This window comes from Ensifer sp. GW821-FHT05G01, from assembly GCF_059419585.1.
Window position 1 is genome coordinate 494,018 of the sequence record NZ_JBWKSC010000002.1, and the last position, 20,469, is coordinate 514,486.

General features: G+C 60.9%; 22 protein-coding genes. 15 read left to right on the forward strand and 7 right to left on the reverse strand.

The window, feature by feature from the left end:
- Positions 1-462: 462 nt before the first annotated feature.
- The 3 genes from AC07UR_RS08005 to AC07UR_RS08015 are packed head-to-tail and all read left to right on the forward strand — an operon-like array spanning position 463 to position 5,311.
- Entirely contained in the window at positions 463-2,412 is a 1,950-nt protein-coding gene (locus tag AC07UR_RS08005) for a PrkA family serine protein kinase (RefSeq protein WP_209789571.1), read from the forward strand.
- Positions 2,413-2,437: 25 nt separating this feature from the next.
- Complete coding sequence (locus AC07UR_RS08010) at positions 2,438-3,757, forward strand: YeaH/YhbH family protein (RefSeq protein WP_209789572.1); 1,320 nt, start codon at positions 2,438-2,440, stop codon at positions 3,755-3,757.
- Positions 3,758-3,769: 12 nt separating this feature from the next.
- Positions 3,770-5,311 (forward strand): SpoVR family protein, encoded by a 1,542-nt coding sequence (locus AC07UR_RS08015; protein ID WP_209789573.1) that lies wholly within the window; start codon positions 3,770-3,772, stop codon positions 5,309-5,311.
- 79 nt (positions 5,312-5,390) lie between these two features.
- On the opposite strand, the gene AC07UR_RS08020 is transcribed toward AC07UR_RS08015, so the two are convergent.
- Complete coding sequence (locus tag AC07UR_RS08020) at positions 5,391-6,278, reverse strand: helix-turn-helix domain-containing protein (RefSeq protein ID WP_209789574.1); 888 nt, start codon at positions 6,276-6,278, stop codon at positions 5,391-5,393.
- 114 nt (positions 6,279-6,392) lie between these two features.
- Here AC07UR_RS08020 and pobA point away from each other — a divergent pair, with 114 nt between their 5' ends.
- Positions 6,393-7,565, forward strand: a complete 1,173-nt coding sequence (gene pobA, locus AC07UR_RS08025) for a 4-hydroxybenzoate 3-monooxygenase (protein WP_209789575.1) — start codon at positions 6,393-6,395, stop codon at positions 7,563-7,565.
- Here the strand turns inward: pobA and AC07UR_RS08030 are convergent.
- Positions 7,544-8,089, reverse strand: coding sequence for a GNAT family N-acetyltransferase (locus AC07UR_RS08030; protein ID WP_209789576.1), 546 nt, complete (start codon positions 8,087-8,089; stop codon positions 7,544-7,546). The genes pobA and AC07UR_RS08030 overlap by 22 nt on opposite strands.
- A 191-nt stretch (positions 8,090-8,280) precedes the next feature.
- Here AC07UR_RS08030 and AC07UR_RS08035 point away from each other — a divergent pair, with 191 nt between their 5' ends.
- A complete protein-coding gene (locus AC07UR_RS08035) occupies positions 8,281-9,162 on the forward strand; it encodes a hypothetical protein (protein WP_209789577.1) in 882 nt (293 codons plus the stop codon).
- Between the two features lie 222 nt (positions 9,163-9,384).
- On the forward strand, positions 9,385-10,209 hold the full coding sequence (locus AC07UR_RS08040; RefSeq protein ID WP_209789578.1) for an OmpA family protein: 825 nt from the start codon (positions 9,385-9,387) through the stop codon (positions 10,207-10,209).
- Positions 10,210-10,239: 30 nt separating this feature from the next.
- Here the strand turns inward: AC07UR_RS08040 and pcaQ are convergent, their stop codons facing one another.
- Positions 10,240-11,166 carry a pca operon transcription factor PcaQ gene (pcaQ, locus tag AC07UR_RS08045; protein ID WP_209789579.1) on the reverse strand — a complete coding sequence of 309 codons (927 nt, stop codon included), beginning with the start codon at positions 11,164-11,166 and terminating at the stop codon, positions 10,240-10,242.
- A gap of 93 nt (positions 11,167-11,259) precedes the next feature.
- On the opposite strand from pcaQ, the gene pcaD reads away from it, so the two are divergent.
- The 5 genes from pcaD to AC07UR_RS08070 all read left to right on the forward strand — a co-directional run bounded on the left by pcaD (position 11,260) and on the right by AC07UR_RS08070 (position 15,018).
- Entirely contained in the window at positions 11,260-12,072 is an 813-nt protein-coding gene (pcaD, locus tag AC07UR_RS08050) for a 3-oxoadipate enol-lactonase (protein ID WP_209789580.1), read from the forward strand.
- Complete coding sequence (gene pcaC / locus AC07UR_RS08055; protein ID WP_209789581.1) at positions 12,065-12,469, forward strand: 4-carboxymuconolactone decarboxylase; 405 nt, start codon at positions 12,065-12,067, stop codon at positions 12,467-12,469. The genes pcaD and pcaC overlap by 8 nt, the downstream gene beginning before the upstream one ends.
- 12 nt (positions 12,470-12,481) lie before the next feature.
- Positions 12,482-13,231, forward strand: a complete 750-nt coding sequence (gene pcaH, locus AC07UR_RS08060; protein WP_209789582.1) for a protocatechuate 3,4-dioxygenase subunit beta — start codon at positions 12,482-12,484, stop codon at positions 13,229-13,231.
- Positions 13,231-13,845: a protocatechuate 3,4-dioxygenase subunit alpha gene (gene pcaG / locus AC07UR_RS08065; RefSeq protein WP_209789583.1), complete on the forward strand. Its 615-nt coding sequence runs from the start codon at positions 13,231-13,233 to the stop codon at positions 13,843-13,845. The genes pcaH and pcaG overlap by 1 nt, the downstream gene beginning before the upstream one ends.
- Positions 13,846-13,962: 117 nt before the next feature.
- Positions 13,963-15,018 carry a 3-carboxy-cis,cis-muconate cycloisomerase gene (locus tag AC07UR_RS08070; RefSeq protein ID WP_209789584.1) on the forward strand — a complete coding sequence of 352 codons (1,056 nt, stop codon included), beginning with the start codon at positions 13,963-13,965 and terminating at the stop codon, positions 15,016-15,018.
- Between the two features lie 2 nt (positions 15,019-15,020).
- On the opposite strand, the gene AC07UR_RS08075 is transcribed toward AC07UR_RS08070, so the two are convergent.
- The 3 genes from AC07UR_RS08075 to AC07UR_RS08085 all read right to left on the reverse strand — a co-directional run bounded on the left by AC07UR_RS08075 (position 15,021) and on the right by AC07UR_RS08085 (position 16,644).
- Positions 15,021-15,350 (reverse strand): tetratricopeptide repeat protein, encoded by a 330-nt coding sequence (locus AC07UR_RS08075; protein WP_209789585.1) that lies wholly within the window; start codon positions 15,348-15,350, stop codon positions 15,021-15,023.
- A 33-nt stretch (positions 15,351-15,383) separates the two neighbouring features.
- A complete protein-coding gene (locus tag AC07UR_RS08080) occupies positions 15,384-15,974 on the reverse strand; it encodes a flavin reductase family protein (protein WP_209789586.1) in 591 nt (196 codons plus the stop codon).
- A gap of 61 nt (positions 15,975-16,035) precedes the next feature.
- Entirely contained in the window at positions 16,036-16,644 is a 609-nt protein-coding gene (locus tag AC07UR_RS08085) for a superoxide dismutase (RefSeq protein WP_173421838.1), read from the reverse strand.
- A gap of 105 nt (positions 16,645-16,749) precedes the next feature.
- Between AC07UR_RS08085 and AC07UR_RS08090 the strand changes: the two genes are divergently transcribed.
- Positions 16,750-17,430, forward strand: coding sequence for a helix-turn-helix transcriptional regulator (locus AC07UR_RS08090; RefSeq protein WP_209789587.1), 681 nt, complete (start codon positions 16,750-16,752; stop codon positions 17,428-17,430).
- A 182-nt stretch (positions 17,431-17,612) separates the two neighbouring features.
- Here the strand turns inward: AC07UR_RS08090 and AC07UR_RS08095 are convergent, their stop codons facing one another.
- Entirely contained in the window at positions 17,613-18,380 is a 768-nt protein-coding gene (locus tag AC07UR_RS08095; protein ID WP_209789588.1) for an SDR family NAD(P)-dependent oxidoreductase, read from the reverse strand.
- A gap of 291 nt (positions 18,381-18,671) precedes the next feature.
- On the opposite strand from AC07UR_RS08095, the gene queC reads away from it, so the two are divergent.
- Genes queC through queE form a run of 3 tightly spaced genes read left to right on the forward strand, consistent with a single transcriptional unit; the run spans position 18,672 to position 20,463 of the window.
- Positions 18,672-19,382, forward strand: a complete 711-nt coding sequence (queC, locus tag AC07UR_RS08100) for a 7-cyano-7-deazaguanine synthase QueC (protein WP_173421841.1) — start codon at positions 18,672-18,674, stop codon at positions 19,380-19,382.
- Positions 19,382-19,738, forward strand: a complete 357-nt coding sequence (gene queD / locus AC07UR_RS08105) for a 6-carboxytetrahydropterin synthase QueD (protein ID WP_209789589.1) — start codon at positions 19,382-19,384, stop codon at positions 19,736-19,738. Before queC ends, queD begins: the two co-directional genes overlap by 1 nt.
- Positions 19,735-20,463: a 7-carboxy-7-deazaguanine synthase QueE gene (queE, locus tag AC07UR_RS08110; protein ID WP_209789590.1), complete on the forward strand. Its 729-nt coding sequence runs from the start codon at positions 19,735-19,737 to the stop codon at positions 20,461-20,463. The genes queD and queE overlap by 4 nt, the downstream gene beginning before the upstream one ends.
- Positions 20,464-20,469: the final 6 nt, after the last annotated feature.

A 20,469-nucleotide genomic window follows, 5' to 3' on the forward strand; every position in this document is an offset into this window, starting at 1 on the left:
CTTGTCGTCGGCCGATCAGCGAACAAGTCTGCATCGTCGATGATCGGATCGCCCGGGATCGTGCCACATTTTCGGATGCCTCACCTCGAAGGCAGTCATGAATGGGTATTTGGCAGTAGTGCGAGGCTGTCTTTTGCAGAGCCGCTCAAATACGCGATCTTGGAACGTTCTCGCAGGGCATTTCGATCGGGGCCCTCAATAGAGGTGCGCGCTGGTTAGTGTTCCTGAAAAGCCGGATGCCTGTTCGGCCCGCTTCACGCCGATTTCGTATTTGTACCTCGAATTCGCTATTCCGATTAGGTGCGGAGATGGCTGGCTGTTGTGCTAGTATAAAACCGTCCGCTTTCACTCGACGCTGTGAAGGCAGCCAAATTCGGGAACAACCCCGTCCCGAGTATGTTGTTAAATAGAGTAGCGGTCGCGTCGCAAGTGCATGACTTCCGGCGGCCGCAGGAGGGTTACATGAGCGCCAGTGACGGTGATGTTTTCGACCTCTTTTCGAAAACTTACGCAAGTGGAGTGCAAGAGAGTTTAAGTTTACAGGAGTATCTTCTCGCCTGTCGCGACGACAAGAGCATGTATGCCACTGCGCCAGAGCGCATGGTGGCCGCCATCGGCGAACCTCAATTGATAGACACGAGCGCGGATGAGCGCCTCGGTCGGATCTTCGCTAACCGCACCATCAAGATCTACCCTTCCTTCTCGGACTTCTACGGAATGGAGGATACGATTGAGCGGATCGTCGGATATTTTCGATATGCCGCTCAGGGCCTCGAGGAACGCAAGCAGATCCTTTACCTCTTGGGGCCGGTGGGCGGTGGCAAATCGTCGCTTGCCGAGCGTCTCAAGAAGCTGATGGAGCAGCAACCGATCTACACGTTGGCCATCGACGGTAAGATAAGCCCCGTCTTTGAATCGCCCCTTGGCTTGTTTAGCCGCGAGCGCATGGGAGAGTTGCTGGAAGACAAGTACGGAATTGCGAAGAGACGGCTCACCGACTTGGTATCGCCTTGGGCGGCCAAACGGCTGGACGAAATCGGCGGCGATATTTCGAAGTTCAGCGTCGTGAAGCTCATGCCCTCGCGGCTGCGCCAAATCGCCATCGCCAAGACTGAGCCAGGCGACGAGAACAACCAGGACATATCCGCGCTCGTCGGCAAGGTCGATATCCGCCAGCTTGAGAATTTCAGCCAAGCCGATCCCGACGCCTACTCCTATAGCGGTGGGCTCAACAGGACCACGCAAGGGCTGCTCGAATTCGTCGAGATGTTCAAGGCGCCGATCAAGGTTCTGCATCCTTTGCTCACCGCCACGCAGGAAGGAAGCTACAATGGCACGGAGAACTTCGGCGCTTTTCCCTACCATGGTATCGTACTTGCCCATTCCAACGAGTCCGAATGGCTCCAATTCAAGCACAACAAGAACAATGAGGCCTTTCTCGACCGGATACTCGTCGTCAAGGTTCCCTATTGCCTGCGTGTCACGGAGGAACGGCTGATCTATGAAAAGCTGCTTCGCGAGAGCGAGTTGGCCGAAAACCCCTGCGCGCCCGAGGTGCTGGAGAACCTTAGCCGCTTCACGGTGGCGACACGCCTCGCGCTACACGAGAACTCGCCGTCCTATACGAAGATGCGGGTCTATGACGGCGAGAACCTGAAAGATACCGATCCCAAGGCGAAGTCCCTGCAGGAATATCGCGATGCCGCGGGCGTCGATGAGGGCATGACCGGCGTCAGCACCCGCTTTGCCTTCAAGGTGCTGTCGGAGACCTTCAACTACGACACCAAGGAAGTCGCGGCCGATCCGGTTCATCTGATGTACATCCTGGAACAGGCTATCCGGCGGGAGCAGTTTCCCAAGGAGACGGAAGCGAATTATCTCGATTTCATCCGGTCGGAACTCGCTGCCCGCTATGCCGAGTTCATCGGTCACGAGATCCAGAAGGCCTATCTCGAATCCTATAGTGAGTATGGTCAAAACCTGTTCGACCGCTATATCTCCTACGCGGATGCTTGGCTCGAAGATCAGGACTTCAAGGATCCCGATACGGGTCAGATACTAAATCGCAACGTTCTCGATGGTGAGTTGTCGCAGATCGAAAAGCCCGCAGGGATTGCAAACCCCAAGGATTTCCGCAACGAAGTCGTAAAGTTCTCACTGCGTGCCCGCGCCAGGAACAACGGGCGCAACCCCGCATGGACAAGTTACGAAAAGCTCCGGGAAGTGATCGAGAAGCGCATGTTCGGCCAGGTCGAGGATCTTTTGCCGGTCATCAGCTTCGGCTCGAAGAAGGATAGCGCGACCGAGAAGCAACATGCTGAATTCGTTGAACGCATGACCGAACGGGGCTACACCGAGCGCCAAGTCCGGCGGCTCGTTGACTGGTACATGCGGGTCAACAAGGCAGGTTGACAATGCGGAAGTGGGGGATGGGCAGATGCCAAACTTCATCGATCGCCGGCTTAACCCCAAGGACAGGAGTCTCGGCAACAGGCAGCGCTTTTTTAAGCGGGTCCGTGAGGAATTGAAGCGGACGATAAGGGATCAGATAAAGTCGGACAGGATCACCGATGTGGATGCCGCCCACGGCGTTCCGATCCCCAAGCGTGGTGCGGACGAACCCAGCTTTCAGCATTCGCGCGCCAGCGGTGAGCGGAACTATGTACTGCCCGGAAACGAGACCTTTTCTCCGGGAGACCGACTTAGGAAACCGGAAACAGGCGGTGGTGGTGGTGGGTCCGCCGGGCCAGGACGAGGCGAAAACACGGACGACTTTCTTTTCGTGCTGTCGCGCGAGGAAGTGCTCGATCTTTTCTTCGAAGATCTGGAGCTTCCGGATATGGTGAAGCTGAACCTACGGGAAACCGTCAGCTACAAGTCCCATCGCGTCGGTTTCTCGACGGTGGGCACGCCTTGCAATATCAATGTCGGACGAACGATGCGCAATAGCTTTGGGCGGCGCATGGCCCTGCGCCGCCCAAGCGAGAGGGAATTTCAGGCTCTTACGGAAGAGATCGCGACGCTGGAACGGGAGGAGGAGCCATCCCTGCAGCAGCGCCGCAGGCTCTCGCACCTGCGCGACGAACTGGCAGTTGTCGAACGGCGGCGGCTGCGTATCGCCTATGTCGATCCCGTCGACGTGCGGTTCAACCGTTTCGAACGTCAGCCTTTGCCGAACGCGAGCGCGGTGATGTTCTGCCTTATGGACGTCTCTGCCTCGATGGGGGAGCGCGAGAAGGACCTTGCCAAGCGCTTCTTCGTTCTCTTGCACCTGTTTCTCAAGCGCCGTTACGAGCGGATCGATATCGTGTTCATCCGCCACACGGATGAGGCGCGGGAAGTTGACGAGGAGACGTTCTTTTTCAGCAAACAGAGCGGCGGCACGGTCGTTTCCACCGCGCTTGAGGAAATGCTGCGGATCATCGAGGACCGCTATCCCTCGAACCTCTGGAACATTTATGCGGCCCAAGCCTCTGATGGCGACAATGCCAACGGCGACTCGGATCGGTGCGCCGAGCTTCTGCGGGAGAAGCTTATGCGTCTGTGTCAGTACTACGCCTATGTCGAGATCATTGATGAGCGCGAGAGCGAGATCTTCGGGTCGACGGACAACGGCACCTCACTCTGGCGAGCCTATCGCACGGTCGACAGCGTGGTGCCGAATTTCCAGATGACGCGCGTTGCAAGGCCCGCCGACATCTACCCCGTTTTCCGCAAACTTTTTGCCCGGCATCAACCCGTTCAATTGCGCAGGTGAGGGGACGACCGAATGGCGAAACGGCCAGTCTCCAGCCTGCTGTTCGACGGTTCCGAATGGAATTTTGCGACGCTTTCGCGGGCCTATGATGCGATAGAGGCGATTGCGATCGATGAGATGGGACTGAACGTCTATCCGAACCAGATCGAGATCATCTCTTCTGAACAGATGCTCGACGCTTATTCATCCGTCGGCATGCCGTTGATGTATCAGCACTGGTCGTTTGGAAAGCGCTTCGTTTTCGAAAGCCAACTCTATCAAAAAGGCTATCGCGGGCTGGCCTATGAACTCGTGATCAATTCCAATCCCTGCATAACCTATCTCATGGAAGAAAACACGATGCCGATGCAGGCGCTGGTCACCGCGCATGCCGCCTTCGGCCACAATCACTTCTTCAAGAATAACTATCTGTTCCGCCAGTGGACGGATGCCAGCGGTATCCTCAGCTACATGGACTTCGCCAAGAAATACATCGCCAAATGCGAGGAACGGCATGGACTGAAGGCGGTGGAGGAGATTCTCGATTCGGCGCATGCCCTCCAGGATCACGGCGTATTCCACTATCGCCGTCCGCCTCGGCTCTCATCGGCAAAGGAGATGGAGCGGGCCCGCGAGCGATTGGAATACGAAGAGCAGACTTACAGCGATTTATGGCGGACGCTGCCGACGGCAGGCGGGAGTTCGGGCACCGAGGAGGCGGAGCGCGAGGCTTTGGAGCGGACGAAAGTGCTCAATCTTCCCGAGGAGAACCTGCTTTATTTCCTCGAAAAGCATAGTCTGATCCTTGAGCCTTGGCAGCGAGAGATCTTGAGAATTGTTCGCGTTGTCGCGCAATACTTCTACCCGCAAATTCAGACCAAAGTGATGAACGAGGGATGTGCAACTTTCGTCCATTATTCGATCATCAATAGACTGTTCGATCAGGGGCAGATCAGCGAAGGCGCAATGTTGGAGCTGCTATCAAGCCACGCCAACGTTGTTTTTCAACCGAGCTTCGATGACACCCGCTTTTCGGGCATCAACCCCTACGCGCTGGGCTTCGCGATGATGCAGGATATCAAACGCATCTGCACCGAGCCGACGCAGGAGGATCGGGATTGGTTTCCCGGGATATCCGGCAACGGCAACTGGATGGGGACGCTGATCGACGCTTGGGAGAACCACCGCGACGAGTCCTTCATTCTGCAATATCTGAGCCCGGCGCTGATCCGCAAATTCCGTCTGTTTCGGCTCTCTGACCACGCGACCAACAATTTTTGCGAAGTCACTTCCATCCATAACGAGCAGGGCTACGCTGCTGTGCGTGCCGCGCTCGCAGGCAATTACGACCTGGCGGCCAATAGGCCGGACATACAGGTGGTGGATGTCGATCTGCTGGGGGATCGCCAGCTTAGGTTGAAGCACGTGATCAAGAACGGCATTCTGTTGGAGGAAAATAATCGAGGTTCGACGCTTGCGCATATATGCCGGCTTTGGGGATATGAAGTGAGCCTGGCAGGTATCGACGTGTCGACCGGCAAAGTCCTCTATGAATGCTCCTCCACACAAGCGTGACCGCAAGCGACCGTCGGATTGGCCGCTGTCGCCGCGATGGCGATTAGGTGTCGTTTCGTTCGCTCGCTTGGCCTGAAAGTCATGCTCCGAGCTTGGTGCGCTCGGCAAGCCGCCATGCCCTCGGGGTCATTCCGGTCTGGCGCAGGAAGAAGCGGGAGAAATAGGCGGGATCGGCAAAGCCCAGCCTGAAGCCGATTTCCTGGACGCTTCCGCGGGTGAAAACGAGCTCACGCCGTGCTTCGTCCGTCATCTTGCGCGTAATGATTTCGTGCGCGCTCTGGCCGGTGACGCTGCGGGCGATGCGATTGAGATGTGTTGGCGAGAGACCAAGTTCGCGGGCATAAAACGCCGCCGGCTTGTGGGCGCGATGGTGTTGCTGGACGAGGCCGAGGAAGTGTTCGACGCGCCGTTCGTCTTGTGTGTCGGTGGCATCGTCCTTGGCGGGATGCGCTTCGTCGAGGCGGGCGCTTAGCGTCAACGCCGACGTCAGATAGGCGTCGAGCAGGTCGGTGCGGTGGCTGCGGTTGGCCTCCCATTCCGCCCCCAGCCGAGAAAGCGTCAACGCCACATAACGGCCGTCCTCGCTGGCGTCGAGGCGGGTTGCGCGCGGTGCCGCCATCCAGGCTCCAAGGCGGCTGCGTTCGCCGGGTGATACCTTTAGATGCGAGGCGAGAACGGTGAAGACGAATCCGTCTATATCCCGGGAGAAACGGAACCCATGGCTGGTTGCCGGCGGCACGGTGATCATCACCGGCGGGCGAATGGCGTGCACCGTGTCGCCGAAGATCGCATCTCCCGACCCGTCGACAATGTACAAGATCTGGAAGAAACTCTCATGGCGATGCAGTCCGATCTCCCAATGGTGCAGGCTGCTGCGCGACGGAATCGTTTCGCAATGCAGCCAGAAATCTGGCCGTTCTCGCGCTTCTTCGCCATAAAGCTCGTAGGTCGGGATCGCTCTTTTCATCGTGTGCATCCATCAACGATGTTCGATTAGTGCAATTTCTTGGCCGAAATGTCCATTGAGGCCGAAGGCGCTCCCGCGCAAGATTTTGTCAAAAGTCAGTTTCGGGAGGAAGGCATGCGCACACAGGTCGTCATCATCGGCTCCGGTCCATCGGGGCTTCTGCTCGGGCAATTGCTGACCGGCGCCGGCATCGACAACGTCATTCTCGATCGTGTGAGCAAGGACTATGTTCTTGGCCGGGTGCGCGCCGGCGTGCTGGAGGAGGGGACTGTTCACCTCATGGATCGAGCCAGATCCGGCGCTCGCATGCATGCCGAAGGTCTTCCGCATGACGGCTTTTCGCTGGCCTTCGATGGCCGGGATCACCGCATCGACCTTCACGACCTGACCGGCGGCAAGCGCGTGATGGTCTACGGCCAGACGGAACTGACGCGCGATCTGATGGCAGAGCGCGCGCGCACCGGCGCACCGTCGATCTACGCGGCCGCAAATGTCACGCCACATGATTTCGAAGGTCATGCCCCCTCCGTCACCTATGAACTGGATGGCACAACGCACCGCATCGATTGCGATTTCATCGCCGGTTGCGACGGCTTTCACGGGATCAGCCGCAAGTCGGTTCCCGAAAAGGCGATCCGCACCTTCGAGAAGATCTATCCCTTCGGTTGGCTCGGCATCCTTGCCGACGTCCCGCCGGTCAGCCACGAACTGATCTACGCCAACCACCCGCGCGGGTTTGCGCTTTGTTCGATGCGCTCGCAAACCCGCAGCCGATACTATCTTCAGTGCGCGCTCGACGAAAAGGTCGAGGAATGGAGCGACCAGCGCTTCTGGGACGAATTGAGGCGGCGGTTGCCGACCCATCACGCCGAGGCGCTCACGACGGGGGCGTCATTCGAAAAGTCGATTGCGCCTCTTCGCTCCTTTGTTGCCGAGCCGATGCGTTTCGGACGGCTGTTTCTGGTCGGAGACGCGGCGCACATCGTGCCGCCTACCGGCGCCAAGGGTCTGAACCTTGCGGCCAGTGACGTGCACTATCTCTTCGAAGCGCTGCTGGAACACTACCAGGATCGCTCGAATGCCGGCATAGATGCCTATTCCGCGCATGCGCTGGCGAGGGTCTGGAAGGCGGTTCGTTTTTCCTGGTGGATGACCACCATGCTTCATCGCTTTCCGGATACCAGCGATTTCGACCAGAAGATCCAGGAGGCGGAGCTCGATTATCTCACGCATTCGCGCGCAGCGGCGACCGCTCTTGCGGAAAACTACGTCGGGCTGCCGTTTTGAAGCGGCCTCATTGCGGCGAAAGCGCTGCGAAGCATGCCATAGAGGGCGGTGTCCCATCTGATATCGCCGACCCTGGCGGACGACCGCCGCACGCCTTCCTCTATAAAACCGAGTTTGAGATAGGTGCGGATCGCGGCGGTATTGAAGGTGTAGACGTTGAGTTCCAGCCGCTCGAAGCGAACGTCTGCGAAGAACTGCTCGATGATGCGCTCTAGGAACGGTTGGGCGAGGCCTTGTCCGCGGAACCGTGGATTGATCGCGACGCGGCTGAGGCGGCCGACGCCATTGTCCCAGTCGAGCGCCACCTGGGCGTGACCGGCAAGATCGCCATCGACAACGCCGGTAAACATCCAGCGCGCCGGTGGAACGTCCAGGGTTGAAGCGCGCATCTCCGCGAGCTGCGCCGCATCGAGCGGAAAACTGAGCCCTGGTCCACTCCATTGGGTGAGTGCTTCGGGGGTTGGAAACCAGGCGCCGAGCTCTGCGGCATCATCGGGAAGGAAGGAGCGAAGGGAGATCGGCACGGCGATGGCGTTTCTGTTCTGGAGTTCTGTGTCGTCGCATTGTTGCGTTTGAGGAAGCGTTGTAAAGCGGTGTCTTGCCGTTGGCGTCATAGCAGCCTGCCGACCAGGTACGCCTTTTTGCGTATCTTGTTCGGCAACAACGCCGGGCTTATGATTGCACGTCTTCGTTGAAGCAGGCGGGCGGTGCGTCCATGAATGTCATCTCTGCCGTCACCCGCAGCCTTGGAAGAGGCCTGGCGGAACGGGTCGGTCGCAGCTTTGGCAGTTTTGTCGAGCGCGCAGTGAAGGCCGCGCCTACAGCCATTGTCGATGCGGGTACGGACGGATCCGTCGTTTTCGGCCGAGGGCTTGGTCGTGATGCCGATGATTTGCGCTCCGCATTCGTCTGGGCGGCCGAGGAAGCCGCGACAGCCCTCAATACCCGGCCGGAAGCACTGCCGCATTTGATCGAGGACGAGCGGCTGGATGGTACGGCAGCAGAGGCGGGTTCGCTCTTTGACGAGTTTACCGCAATCGTTGCGCTCCTCGCCCTCTCTCAGGCGATCGGTCTCGACGGCATCCCTTTGCTCGCGCGGCCAGCGACAGAGGAGGCCGATGGACAGACGGCGGCGCCGCTGTTCGATTTTACCAATCTGAAAGCGCTGCAGGCGCTTGCGGCTGATGGAGCGCAAAGCGGGGCGCTCGTCCGCGAAGCGCTTTCGCGCAGCCGAATGGTGCGTTTCGTCTCGGACATTGAGGCTGCCGCCATCGGCACCTTCGATCTTTTTGCCGCCTCATTGGAAACGCGCTTGCTGGCGTTCTCGTCTGGCAGCGGCGGCGGCGCTGCCGCTGCGAGCGCGGCACAAATCCAGTTCCAGCTGGAGACACACATTGACAGGCTCATTGTCGACCGGTTCTTTCAATCGCGCTATGCACCCCTTCAGTTCGGGAAATCCAAGATTATCGTCGGCCCGCTGAAAGCCGGCATCTATTGTTTCCAGACCTTGAGCATGGGAACGCCGCCGCCGGAGATCGATCCCGCCGTGCATAGTGTCTCCCACCAAAATGCCAAGAGCCACACCGTCAACTTCTAGGGGCAGGCGATGGAAGGTGGCGATCTCCAGCAGTGGTGGGAATGGGTGACGCCGTTCTTGCGTCGCATGGGGCCACTGTCGAACGCGGTTGAATATGCCGGTATGATTGCCACCGCAGGCTGGGCGGTGATTTCCCTTTGCGGTTTCCTGCTTTTTCCGCCGCCGTTTGAAGAGGGCGAGCGCAAAGGTCTGGCGCGGTTTCTCGGTGTCGTTCTCGGCGTCATGCTCGCGGCGCTCTATCTTCACAATCGTCGCGCTGAACACAGTTTTGATCTTGTGCCTGTAGCAATCGTCAGCCTCGGCGCCGGCATTGTGCTCTTTCTCGGCTACCTGCTGGTCCGCCGGCTGCTGACCTACCGTTGCGTTGACGACGAGAACGAATATCTCGGCGGGATCCGCTTGCAGCCTGACGCAAAATCGGTCCTTGCCGGCAATTTCGCCGGTCTTCCCGAAGAACGCCAGATCAAGGTTGGGCCGCCGCCGAAAACTGTTCAGGCCTATTTCTGCCGATCCGAGAGGGACGACCCCACCTGGATCTGGACAAAGGGATCGCTCGATGCCGCGTGGTGGCTGATAGTCGTCCTGTACGTCGTGACGATGCTGGCACTTGCAACGGGGCTTTGCGCGATGGCGCTGGAACTTCACGAGGACCAGATCGAGGTGACCGAGACCGCGACCGAGCGGGTCGTCAGCATTCCGACGACGCTGCTGTTTGACTTTGATTCCGCGACGATCGCCAAAGGCAGCGATGGTTACCTCGAGACCGTGGCGCGCATGATCGCGGATGCCAATGTGCAGAAAGTTCGCGTCATCGGACATACCGATGGCTTCGGCGAGGAGGCGTACAATCAACGCCTTTCGGAACAGCGCGCCCTTGCGGTGAAGGATTGGTTGGCGGGCAGGGGCGGGCTGGCGAGTGTCAATTTCGAGGTTTCCGGGGTGGGCGAGAAAGAGCCGAAGCATCGCGAAACCGATGAGAAGGGCCAGGACCAACCCGAAGCTCGCCATGCCAACCGGCGCGTTGAAGTCATTTTCTCGAAGCCATGACGACGCTGGACGACCGCATGCTTGCCTCGGTCAAGTTTTGGCCGACGTCTCTCCAGCTGCCTCGCGGATCGTCTGCATCAGGATGGCGAGCGGTAACGACGGCACGGAGTCGGCACGCATTGTCAAGCCGACCGGGCCCTTGGTTTCGCTCGTGTCGATCGGCAAGACCGCTAGCGTGCCATCTTCGATATCGCTGGCGACCACACCGGCCGAAATGATCCAGATCGCTTCGCTGGTGCGCACGAAGGCGCGGCCGAACGCATCGGACACGGTTTCGATCTGGTTGGGCAGGCCCGGTATGCCGTTGGCGATCAGAAATTGGTCGACGAAGGGGCGAATGATCGAGGCGCGTGTCGGCATCAGCACCGGGTAGTCGCCGAGATGGGAGAAGGCGGATTGCTTTCGGGCAAGCAAGGGATGCCCGGCGCGGACGGCAAAGACCACCTGTTCGGAATAGAGGTGCTCGAAGGAAAAGCCGGTCATCTTTTCCGGCGCGGCCAAGCGGCCGACGACGAGGTCCAGATCGCCGACGCGCAGCTGTTCGAGAAGCACGGCGTTCTCGCCGGTGACGATCTTGATCCGTGCGCCGGTGTTTTCCTTCAGGAAGAGCGACATTGCCCGCGGCATGATGCGCGTCGAAACCGTCGGCAATGCCCCGATGCGCACAGGAACGCCGTCGCCGGAGCGCTCCTGCGAGACCGAATCGAGGCCCTGGCGAAGCGCCGTCAGCGCCGCGCCGGCGTGGCGAAGAAAGACTTCGCCATAACGGGTGATCTTGATGCCGCGCCCCTCGCGCTCGAAAACGGCGACGCCCAGAACTTCTTCCAGCTCGCGGATGGTCTTGGTAACCGCCGGCTGGCTGACATGCAGCAGTTCTGCCGCCTTCATGACGCTCTTCTGTCTTGCGACCTCGACAAAAGTCTGCAGATGACGAAACTTGACCCGGGCGTCGACCATCTTATTCATAACCCTTGAGTTAATGGAATGCGGTGAAATATCATTTTACCTAACCAGATTAAACAGACAATTTGATTGCAGAGGAGAAGTGCCGTGCAATTTGCCCGCATCAACGACATCACCATCCACTATCAGGTCATCGGCGCCACGGCCGAGCGCCCGGTGCTGGTCTTTGCCAATTCGCTGGGTACGGATTTTCGGATCTGGCGTGATGTCATCGTGCGTCTTGCCGGCGACTATGCGATCGTTCTCTACGACAAGCGCGGCCACGGTCTTTCCGATATCGGCCCCGTGCCTTACGCGATCGAAGATCATGCCAATGACCTTGCCGGCCTGCTCGACATGCTCTCGGTCAAACAGGCGATCATCTGCGGCCTTTCGGTCGGCGGATTGATCGCCCAGTCGCTCTATCAGCAGCGCCCGGATCTCGTGCGTGCGCTTGTTCTCTGCGACACCGCCCACAAGATCGGGACATCAGAGCTTTGGGCGCAGCGCATCGCCGCGATCGAGGAGCGCGGCATTGAAGCGATCGCTGATGGCATCCTCGAACGCTGGTTCACGCCCGAGTTCCGACGCCCGGAAAATGCGGCCTTGATCGGCTACCGCAACATGCTGATCCGCCAGTCGGCGACGGGGTATGCCGCCACCTGCGGTGCGATCCGCGACGCCGACTATACGGAAGCGGCGGCCCGCATCGCCGTGCCCGTCCTTTGCATCGTTGGTGATCAGGACGGTTCTACGCCGCCGGACGTGGTGCTCGCCACTGCACGCCTCATTCCCGGCGCCCGCTACGAGGTCATCCGCGACGCCGGGCATATCCCTTGCGTCGAAAAGCCGGAGGCTTTGACCGCCGTATTGCGGGTCTTCTTTGAAATTGTAATGCATGGAGACAAGAGCCATGAGTGATGCCTTCGCGCCCTCCGACCGCTATCGCCAGGGCATGGCCACCCGGCGGGCCGTTCTTGGCGATAACCACGTGGACCGCGCGCAAACGGCCTCCACCGATTTCGACCGACCGTTCCAGGAGTTGATCACCGAGGCCGCCTGGGGGCACGTCTGGTCGCGACCGACCTGGACCAAACGAGAGCGGTCGATCGTGACCATCGCGCTTCTGGCAGCGCTTGGCCAGGACGAGGAGGTGGCCATGCATGTGCGCGCCACGGCCAATACCGGCGCCAGCCGTGACGATATCTGCGAGGCGCTGCTGCACGTGGCGATATACGCCGGCGTTCCGGCAGCCAACCACGCGATCAAGATCGTCAAGCAGGTCTTTGCGGAGATGGACGCCGGCGAGGCGGCCTGACGGGAGCAAGAGATGTCCGACGGAGCAAACCAGAAACCCGAGACCGGTGCCTTCTTTCCGCGCGACAGAAACTGGCACGCGCCGGCGCTGACGCCCGGCTACAAGACCTCCGTGCTGCGCTCGCCGCAGAAGGCCCTGTTGTCGCTCGACGGCACGATCTCCGAAATCACCGGACCGGTGTTCGGCCATTCGATGCTGGGCGAACTCGACAACGACCTCATCCACAATTTCGCCAAGCCGGGCGAAAGCGCGATTGGCGAGCGCATTATCGTTCACGGACGGGTGCTCGACGAACGCGGACGGGCCGTTTCCGGCGCGCTTCTCGAATTCTGGCAGGCCAATGCCGGCGGGCGCTACCGCCACAAGAAGGAAAGCTATCTCGCAGCGCTCGATCCGAATTTTGGTGGTTGTGGCCGCACCATCACCGACGAGCAAGGCTTTTATTCCTTCCGTACGATCAAGCCCGGTCCCTATCCCTGGCCGAACGGCGTCAACGACTGGCGTCCGGCCCACATCCACTTTTCGATTTTCGGCCACGGCTTTGCACAGCGATTGATCACTCAGATGTATTTCGAGGGCGACCCGATGATCTGGAAGTGTCCGATCGTCAACACGATTGCCGATCGCCGTGCGATCGAACAACTGATCGCGCCGCTCGACTGGGCCAACACCATCCCGATGGACGCGCGAGCCTACAAGTTCGATATCATCCTGCGCGGTCGTCGCTCGACGCTGTTTGAAAACCGAATGGAGGGCAACTGATGGTCCAGGCGCTCGATTACCTCAAGGAAACAGCGTCGCAGACGGCTGGCCCCTATGTGCATATCGGTCTCACGCCGAATTTCTGCGGCATCGGCGGCGTCTACGATACCGACCTCGGCACGACGATGGTCAGCGAACGGACGCTTGGCGAACGCATCACCGTCAGCGGTCGGGTGCTCGACGGTACAGGAACGCCGCTCAAGGATGCGCTGGTGGAAATCTGGCAGGCGGATGCGGCCGGCCTCTACAACTCACCGTCGGAGTTGCGCGGTGCGGCCGATCCGGCTTTCTCCGGCTGGGGACGCTGTCCGACCGGCGGCGAAGATGGCGCTTTTCGGTTCGAGACGATCAAGCCGGGTCGTGTCCCGTTCAAGGACGGCCGGCCGATGGCGCCGCATATCACCTTCTGGATCGTCGCGCGCGGCATCAATCTCGGCCTGCACACGCGGATGTATTTCCCCGACGAGGCGGAGGCGAACGCCGCCGATCCCCTACTTTTGCGCGTCGAACACCGCCATCGCGTCGCCACGCTTGTCGCGACCGGCAGCGCACCTAATTATATCTTCGACATTCACCTGCAGGGTGAGAAGGAAACGGTCTTCCTCGACATCTGAAACCGGAATGTCATGCCTGGGGCCGGTCCATTGCATCCCGGTGCGTGGATGGCCCAGACGAGAATGAGGCATTCCGTTCAAGCGCGAGCGTCAATCGCGGCAATCATCGGGGGGACCATGACCTATTCCGCTTTCGATCATCCCTATCTCTCCGGCCTTCTCGGCGATGAGGCGGTCGCGGCCGAGTTTTCGACTGCCGCCGACATTCATGCCATGCTTTCTTTCGAGGCCGCGCTCGCGCGTGCGGAAGCGATCCATGGCGTGATACCGGAAAGTGCCGCCGACCGGATCACCGAGGCTTGTCGCGGCTTTTCTCCCGACGTAGCAGCACTCCGGCGGGGCATGGCGGTTGATGGCGTTGTGGTCCCCGAACTCGTGCGTCAATTGCGGGCCGCCGTCGGCGGCGAGGCGGCAGCGCACGTTCATTTTGGCGCGACCAGCCAGGATGTCATCGATACCAGCCTGATGTTGCGCATGAAGGCCGTTGCCGAGCTGTTCGCTACGCGGCTGGGCGATGTCGTATCCGTGCTGGAGGAGTGCGACGACCAATGGGGAGAGCGCAGGTTAATGGGGCGCACGCGCATGCAGGCGGCAGTACCGATCACCGTGTCGGATCGGCTGCGGACCTGGATCGAACCGTTGCTCGATCACAAGGATCGGCTGGAGGCGATGGAGCGCGACCTTTTTGCCGTCCAGTTCGGCGGCGCGGTGGGTACGCTCGACAAGTTGCAGGACAAGGCGGACGATGTGCGCGCGACGCTCGCCGAGGAATTGGCACTTGCCGACTTTCCGCAATGGCACAGCCAGCGTTCGGAAGTTGCCGATTTCGCCAATGCGCTGTCGCTGGTCACCGGCAGCCTCGGCAAGTTCGGGCAGGACGTAGCCCTGATGGCGCAGCAGGGTGATGAAATCGAACTGGCCGGCGGCGGCGGATCTTCCGCGATGCCGCACAAACAGAACCCGGTTGCAGCCGAAGTTCTGGTGGCGCTTGCGCGCTTCAACGCGACCCAGCTTTCCGGCGTCCATCATGCGCTGGTGCACGAGCAGGAGCGTTCCGGCGCCGCCTGGACGCTCGAATGGCTGATCATGCCGCAGATGGCCGGCGCGACCGCGGCGGCTCTACGTCTGGCTGCCGAACTTGCCGGCAATATCAGGCGGTTGGGCGCTGCCTGAGGCTAGCCCTTGTTCGCGGCCACGCATTGCTTATCCAGCCGTTTGAGGAAGACGGTAATTTCGCGCGCGACCTGCAGGTCGCCCTTCTTTTCCGCGACGGCTCTTCCCTCGGTCCAGATGTGGCGCGCCTCTTCGATGCGGTTGAGCTTCAGCATCGCTGCGCCGCGGAGCTTCCAGGCGGCCGAATAGGCAGGGTCGAGTTCGATCGCGCGGCTCAGGTGGACGAGTGCGGTCTCTGCATCCGCCTCCTGCAGGCAGATGCTGCCCAGCGTGAAGCGCAGAAGCGCGTCGTCGTGGCCGTCGAAGAGAAGTTTTTCAAGCACCTGTCGCATGATTGCTCCCCAACGGATGTTCGTTCGCGCGGCTCAGATCGTCCGGCATGCGGCACCGGATGGCAATGGGCGCCCACCGGATGGTGCGGCAAAGGCCGTCGATCTGTCGAGTGCCTGATATTGCCGCTCACTCCACAGAAGGGGTTCGGCATAACCGGAGGTTTCGGTGGCGATGATCGTTCCGACAAAGAGGCGGTGATCGCCAACGAGGATGGAGGCACTGAGCACGCAGTCCACTCCTGCGGCAGCCCCGAGAAGACGCGGCCGGCCGGAAGGCCAGTCGGCCCAGACGCCGACGAGATAGCGGCTGGCCGCCGCGACCCGACCAGCAAAGGCGTCGGCAACAAGCTCCTGCCCCTGGGCGAGCATCGCCAGCGAGAAGCCATACTGTTTCGTGATCGCCTCGGCGAGCGCACTGTCAGCCTTGATCGAGACGACGATCGACGGCGGGTTTGCCGACAGCGAGAAGACGGCTGTCGCGGTTCTACCCAGGCATTCGGAACCGCTGCCGGAACTGACGACGCAGACTGTCGATGCCAGTCGCGCCATGGTGTCGGCGAACTGGGGTCGGGTGACGGCGCGTTCGGTGTGAGTGGCGAGATCGACAGTGACGGTCTGGGTCATGGGATGCATTCCGGCTGGGATGGGGTGCGGCGCCCCGGAAGCGGCGCCGCAGCGGGCATGGTCAGGCGGACTTCAGTTCGGCCTCGGCAAACTCGTAGTTCGCCAGGCGGTCGAGGAAGTTGCTGACATAGTCGGGGCGGCGGTTGCGGAAGTCGATGTAGTAGCTGTGCTCCCAGACATCGAGGCCGAGCAGCGCCTTGCCCTCGTTGGTGGCGATCGGGTTCGAGCCGTTGGCGGTCTTCGTCACCTTGAGGTTGCCGCCGGCATCAAGCACGAGCCAGGCCCAGCCGGAACCGAACTGGCTGGTTGCCGCCGCCTTGAAGGCGTCCTTGAAGGCTAGAACGCTACCGAAGTCTTCGACGATCTTCTTCTCAAGACTGTCCGGGATGCGACCGCCTTTGGGGGAGAGGTTGTTCCAGAACAGGATGTGGTTCCAGTGCTGGCCGGCATTGTTGAAGACAGGCGCCAGTTCAGGCTTGCCGTTCACATGGCGAATGATGTCTTCGAGCGAAAGACCTGAAAGTGTCGGGTCCTTTTCGACGAAGCCGTTGAGCGCGGTCACGTAGGCCTGGTGGTGCTTGCCGTGGTGAAATTCCAGCGTCTCGGCGCTCATGCCACCTTCGGCGAGCGCTTCGATGGAAAAAGGAAGGGAGGGCAGTTCGAAGGCCATGGTTGAAATCCTCTTCAGCCGGATGAAACGCAGCGACTGTCTTGTGCGAAAACCATCCGGCGTGTATTTAACAAGACAATTCTTTGTAAATCTCCGGCCAATAATATGTCAAGCGATCACTTGTTAAATCCAGATCAGAGCCAGGGGCGATCGCCGGCCGAGCGCATCCTGCTGGCGCTCAAACTGCAAGGGCCGCAAACGGCGGCCGCGCTCGGCAAGCGCCTGTCGATATCGGGCGAGGCGGCACGCCAGCAGCTCGTCCGCCTTGCGGAGGACGGCCTCGTCAATGCCTGGTCGGAGGCGCGGGGCGTCGGCCGTCCCTCGCAGTTCTGGGGGCTGACCGCCTCAGGCCATGCGGAATTCCCCGATACCCATGCGGAACTGACCGTCCAGCTGCTGCGCACCATCCGTCAGACGCTCGGGGAGGCGGCGGTGGATCGCATCATCGCGGCGCGCGAGGAGGAGACGCGAGCCGGCTATCGCGCGGCGCTTGAAGGTGCAAAGAGCCTGCGGGAGCGGGTGGAAAAGTTGGTGCGGCTGCGGACGGCCGAAGGCTATATGGCCGGCTATGAGGAGCCAGGCGATGGCACCTTTCTCTTTGTCGAGAACCATTGTCCGATCTGCGCTGCCGCAGCCAGCTGCCAGGGCTTTTGCCGGGCGGAGATCAACGTCTTTCGCGATATCCTGGGCAAGGACGTTGCGGTCGAGCGCACCGAACATATTCTCGCCGGCGCGCGCCGCTGCGCCTACGTCATCGCGCCGGCAATCATCGAAGGTGCCGCCTGACGGCGGCCGGTCCGGCGCGTCATTGCCTGTGTGGCTGCCCCGACAATGCTGAGAGGTCGCCGGGTGTCAGATGCGCCTGATGGACGTGCAAGGCGTTTGAAACGGCTGCCTATCCATGAATGCGCGCAACAGCATGGCTGACCGGATGCTGGCTGCACCCGGGGCCATCAACATAGCAGGTGTCAGCGCGCGCCCATGCGCAACGCGCCGTCGAGACGGATGACTTCGCCGTTCAGCATCCGGTTCTCGCAGATATGCTGAACAAGGGCTGCAAATTCCTGCGGCTTGCCGAGACGCTGCGGGAAGGGAACACTCTTGCCGAGCGAATCCTGAACCTCCTGCGGCATGCCGGCCATCATCGGCGTTTCAAAAATGCCGGGTGCGATTGCAACGACGCGGATGCCGTGTCGCGCGAGTTCTCGGGCGATCGGCAGGGTCATGGCGACGACGCCGCCCTTCGAGGCGGAATAGGCCGCCTGGCCGACTTGCCCGTCGAAGGCGGCAACGGAAGCCGTGTTGATGATGACGCCACGCTCGCCGTCTTCGCCAGGCGCTTCCTTTTCCATCGCGGCGGCTGCCAGCCGAACCATGTTGAACGTGCCGATGAGATTGATGCCGACCGCGCGGGCAAAGCTCTCAAGCCGATGGGGACCTTCACGGCCGAGCACCTTTTCGCCCGGCGCGATGCCGGCGCAGTTCACCAGCCCATGGAGGTGTCCAAACGTATCGACAGCCGCGGAAACGGCGGCCGCGCCTTCGGCCTCGCTGGTGACGTCGGTCTTGACGAAAAGAGCATTGTTTCCGAGCGCCTCGGCCATTGCCTGGCCGGCGTCTTCGTTGATGTCGGCAAGCACCACACGCGCGCCGTTACCGTGCAACAGCCGCGCAACACCGGCGCCAAGGCCCGAACCACCACCGGTTACAATGAAGACTTTTCCGTCGATCAGCATTCCTGAACTCCTCCCAAATCGAACCCCGCAGCCATTCGGCGCTTGCCGCCAATGGCACAGCACGGAGCCCACCGCCGTCAGGCGTGACGGCGAGACGTTAGCGCCTTTGAAACGCGGCGGAAATCGGCCGGAGTGATTTTTGATCCTGCGGCTGCAGATAAAATGGTCCGGCCGCATTTCCGCCGTCAGGCGAAGGCGTAGCGTCGAGGACTGGCCAAAACGACTGCAATGGCTTAAAGCAGCCCTGCATCCGGTCGCAGCCCACCCGGTCAAAACAAGGGATCCACATTTATGAGAACTATCGTCATCTGCTCCGGCGGATTGGACTCCGTTTCGCTCGCCTATAGAATAGCGGCGGAACAGGAGCTCGTCGGCCTGCTTTCCTTCGACTACGGCCAACGCCATCGCAAGGAGCTCGACTTCGCCGCTGCCTGCGCCCGCCGGCTTGGCGTTCCACATGAGATCATCGATATCACCGGCGTCGGCCGGCACCTGACCGGATCGGCGCTGACCGATGATATCGACGTGCCCGACGGCCATTATGCCGAGGAGACGATGAAGGCGACGGTCGTGCCGAACCGCAACGCCATCATGCTGGCGATCGCCTTCGGGCTCGCCTCGGCGCAGAAGGCCGAAGCGGTCGCCGTTGCCGTCCATGGCGGCGACCACTTCATCTATCCCGATTGTCGGCCGGGCTTCATCGACGCGTTCCAGAAGATGCAGGACGAAGCGCTTGACGGTTATGGCAGCGTCAGGCTTTACGCCCCCTATGTCGATGTTCCCAAGGCGGCGATCGTCGCCGATGGCGCCAGGCACGGCACGCCCTTCGGCGAGACCTGGTCCTGCTACAAGGGTGGTGAGAGCCATTGCGGGCGCTGCGGCACCTGTGTCGAGCGGCGCGAGGCCTTCCATCTGGCCGGCGTCGAGGATCCGACCGAGTATGCCGATCCGGATTTCTGGCGCGCCGCCACAAGCCGCTTCTTGGCGCAGGAGGTTCGCTGATGTACCGCATCACCAAGGAGTTTCATTTCTCCGCCTCGCACCAGCTGAGCCATCTGCCCGCCGATCACCAATGCGTGCGACTGCACGGCCACAACTACATCGTTGAGGTCGAACTTGCCGCCACCGAACTCGATGAAAACGGGTTCGTGCGGGACTATCATGATCTGGCGCCGCTGAAGCGCTACATCGACGGCAGTTTCGACCATCGCCACCTGAACGATGTGCTCGGCCACGAGCGGGTGACGTCGGAGTGCCTGGCAAAGCATTTCTACGATTGGTGCAAGGAGCGGCTGCCGGAAACGTCGGCCGTTCGCGTCAGCGAGACGCCGAAGACCTGGGCGGAATACCGGCCATGACCGGTGCCGCGATCCGCGTCAGCGAGATCTTCGGGCCGACGATCCAGGGAGAGGGCGTCTTGATCGGCCAGCCGACCGTGTTCGTGCGCACCGGCGGCTGCGATTACCGCTGTTCCTGGTGCGATACGCTGCACGCCGTCGACAGCCAATACCGCGAAGAATGGCTGCCGATGTCGGTCGACGCAGTCTGGAGTGAAGTCGAGCGGCTCTCCGGCGGCGTGCCGCTGACCGTCTCGCTTTCCGGGGGCAACCCCGCCATCCAGCCGCTCGGGCCGCTGATCGATCGTGGCCACAGCGAAGGCTATCGTTTTGCGCTGGAGACGCAGGGCAGCGTCGCCAGGGACTGGTTCGCCAATCTCGACGTGCTGGTCCTCAGCCCGAAACCGCCATCGAGCGGGATGGAAACCGACTTCGCAAGACTGGATGACTGTCTTTCGACGGCCGCCGGCGGTCCGATGACGGTGCTCAAGATCGTCGTCTTCGACGATCGGGACTATGCCTATGCCAGGGACATCGCCCGGCGGTACCCGGAGCTGCCTGTCTACCTGCAACCCGGAAACCATACGCCGCCGCCGCCGGAAGACGACAGCGCGACCGTAGACATAGACGGCATCATGAACCGCATGCTCTGGCTGGTCGACAAGGTGACCGGTGACAGATGGTTCGATGCGCGGGTGTTGCCGCAGCTGCATGTGCTGTTGTGGGGTAATCGCCGCGGCGTTTGAATGGGG